Below are 2,917 nucleotides of genomic sequence, written 5' to 3' on the forward strand. Positions count from 1 at the left end.
CTGCTATCGAAGCTCAAAAGCAAAACGATATTCCACGCATCTCGATATCTGTCGCTTTGGCAAACGATCTGCTAAAGGCCTCGAACACTACTGTGGCTGATCTGCAAAAGAAAATAGTAGATAGTCAGGCTCCCGCATCACAAGTATTAAACGTACCTTTCTCCGCAAGTGCTGCAAAAACAGAAACACCAGTTAGATGTGAGAACGTTCTGGGTTATTTAGAAGGTTCTGATCCGGTACTTAAAAAAGAAGTTTTAATCCTTACTGGCCACTACGACCATATTGGATTGGAAACAGATCCAAATGCAAAAGACAAAGTGAACAACGGAGCAGATGATGATGGATCGGGAACTACCGGCGTTTTATTAATGGCAAAAGCATTTACAGATGCTAAAAAAGCCAGAAAAGGGTCTAAACGCAGTATCCTTTTCATGACTGTTGTTGGTGAAGAAAAAGGGCTTTGGGGTTCTGAATGGTATTCGGAGCATCCGGTTTTCCCTGTCGAAAATACCATTGCTGATTTAAATACCGATATGATTGGCCGTACTGGCGAAGAATATTTAGGTAAAGCAGATTCTGCAAATTACATTTACTCTGTAGGTTCAAGAATGTTGAGTAGTGATTTGGCTAATTTAAGCGAGCGAGTTAACGCGACCTATACCAAAATGAAACTGGATTATAAATACGATGATCCAAAAGATCCTGAGCAGATTTATTACCGTTCAGATCATTATAACTTTGCTAAATTGGGTATTCCGATCATCTTCTATTACGACGGGATGTTACTGCAGGATTACCACAAACCAGGTGATGAAGTAAGTAAAATTAACTTCCCACTTTTGGCCAAAAGAGCTAAACTGACCTATTTTACCGCATGGGAATTGGCCAACAGCGCAAAACGTCCGGCGGTAGATATGGATGGAAAAGGAAATCCAAAGAAATAAATATTCAAAACAGTTAGCCCCGACAAAATGTCGGGGCTTTTTTATGCACAATACCTTTTCGCGCCTGCATAAATTCCTATCTTTGATGTTATAACGAAATAGCTAAGAACTAAAATCAGTTAATATTCGTTACCCTATTACAAAATAACTATTGATGAATATTGCCGAGGAATTTTTAGAGAAATCTGACGAGAAAGCTTTCGATCTACCGCATCGTAAAACCATAAATTATAATATTGGGAAATACAATGCAGCTGTTGAACGGGGCTTATCAAAATTCGAAAATTTAGAGGCATCCAAAAAAAAGGCACACGTAATCAAATGGCGTGTGATGGAAAACCTTGATAAGTTCTTGCCAGAATTTGAATCAAATTTCCAACGCCGTGGCGGTAAGGTAATCTGGGCCAATGATGCTGAAGAAGCCCAACAGGAAATCCTCAACATCATCAAAAGAAACAATGGCAAAACGGTTATCAAATCAAAATCGATGACCACCGAGGAAATCCACTTAAACGATTTCCTGGAAAAGAACAACATCGAGTCTTTAGAAAGTGATCTGGGCGAATACATTGTTCAACTGCTTGGGCAGGCTCCCTACCATATTGTTACCCCGGCCATGCACCTAAGTGCAACAGATATAGCGCAGTTATTTCACGATAAATTTGGCACACCTATCGATGCCACTCCCCCGCAGCTGGTACAAAAAGCAAGAGAATTACTCCGCGATAAATACTTAAATGCCGATATTGGTATTAGTGGCGGAAATTTTTTAATTGCCGATACCGGAAGTATTGCCTTAACGGAGAATGAAGGTAATGCTCGTTTAAGTACCACTTTCCCTAAAATCCACATTGCTATTGTGGGTATTGAAAAAGTAATTCCTTCGATGACAGATCTTGATCTGTTCTGGCCTTTACTGGCATCGCATGGAACTGGGCAAAACTTAACGGTTTATAATACCATTTTAAGTGGTCCACGCCAACCCAATGAAACAGATGGGCCAGAGGAAATGTATGTGATTTTGCTAGATAATGGCCGCACCAATTTATTGGCACAAAAAGACCAGAGACAGGGCTTGTACTGCATCCGCTGTGGTGCATGTTTAAATGCTTGCCCGGTTTATAAAAATATTGGTGGGCATACTTATAATACAACCTATAGTGGGCCAATCGGCTCAGTAATTACGCCTCACTTAAAGGGTATGGAAGAGTTTAAACACTTAAGCTATGCTTCTAGTCTTTGCGGCAAATGTTCAGAAGTGTGCCCGGTAAAAATCGATATCCATAAAATGCTCTTGCTTAACCGGAGAGATGCCGCCGCAGGGCATGAAAACGGCAAAAAAGAAGAAATTGGCTGGAGCATGTTCAGCAGAATGATGCAAAAACGCAAATGGATGGATTTTTTTGGCGGAAAGTTTAAAAATTTTATGCTCAAAAGATTTTTCAAAAAGAGCTGGGGCAAATACCGGGAAATGCCTAAAGTTGCCGGCCAGGAAGCAATAGCTGTTGGTAGCACCTTAGCGATGCAAAGTGAGGAGTACATTTTACCCATGCACCGTAATTTGGGCGTTTTTACCTCTCGCGATATTCCTTTAAAAAAATTAATGGCCCAATGGCAGGGCAAAATTACCGGCTTTACCAAAGGCCGCGACCGCTCTTTCCATTTCGGCACACAAGAATATAAAATAATTGGGATGATATCCCACTTGGGGCCACAAATGGCTTTGGCAGATGGTATTGCTCTTGCCGATGTTTTAGCCAATAAACAGCATGCCACATTAGTTTACACCGGAGAAGGGGCAACCAGTGAAGGCGATTTCCACGAAGCAGTAAATGTTGCTGCAGTTTGGAACCTCCCTGTTATTTTTCTGATCGAAAATAATGGATATGGACTTTCCACTCCAAAGTCAGAGCAGTTCAGGTGCAAAAACCTGGTTGATAAGGCCATTGGTTATGGTGTAGAGGGTATTCAGA

Annotated in this window: 2 protein-coding genes and 1 pseudogene; all 3 read left to right on the plus strand. The window is 41.1% G+C overall.

Features of this window, described 5'->3' with window-relative positions:
- Positions 1-944: M28 family peptidase (locus AC1DND_RS25760; protein WP_477585419.1), on the plus strand; the 944-nt coding region annotated here is incomplete at its 5' end.
- A 154-nt stretch (positions 945-1,098) separates the two neighbouring features.
- A pseudogene (locus AC1DND_RS25765) lies at positions 1,099-2,430 on the plus strand (LutB/LldF family L-lactate oxidation iron-sulfur protein); the annotation flags it as partial.
- 36 nt (positions 2,431-2,466) lie between these two features.
- The coding region (locus tag AC1DND_RS25770; RefSeq protein ID WP_477585421.1) for a thiamine pyrophosphate-dependent dehydrogenase E1 component subunit alpha at positions 2,467-2,917 on the plus strand (451 nt) is incomplete at its 3' end.

Source organism: Pedobacter sp. 01N416 (assembly GCF_056399685.1).